At 63.8% G+C, this 425-nt stretch carries 1 pseudogene; it reads right to left on the minus strand.

Features of this window, described 5'->3' with window-relative positions:
• Positions 1 to 329 (minus strand): annotated as a pseudogene (locus ACWGS9_RS35410) (IS91 family transposase); the annotation flags it as partial.
• Positions 330 to 425: the final 96 nt, after the last annotated feature.

A 425-nucleotide genomic window follows, 5' to 3' on the forward strand; every position in this document is an offset into this window, starting at 1 on the left:
TCGAGCGCGATGCCACCGCCCGGCACGATCATGTGGACATGAGGATGGTGCGTCATCGCCGATCCCCATGTGTGGAGGACGGCGGTGATGCCGATGCGCGCGCCGAGGTGCTTGGGATCAGCCGCGATCGTCACCATCGTCTCCGATGCCGCACGGAACAGCAGGTCATAGACCAGCGCCTTGTTCTGGAAGGCGATGTCGGCGACCTCGGCGGGCAGCGTGAACACGACGTGGAAGTAGCCGACCGGCAGCAGGTCGGCTTCGCGCTCGGCGAGCCATGTACGCGCGGCCGCGCCCTGGCACTTTGGACAGTGCCGGTTGCGGCAGGTAATGGGTGACGCCCATTAGCTGCCTTATGGGCAAAGCCGGTAATGGGGAGCTGCCAATCGCGATCACCATATTTTCCTGTGTATTGCCGCTCTCGA

It is taken from the genome of Mesorhizobium sp. Arg314 (genome assembly GCF_053714275.1).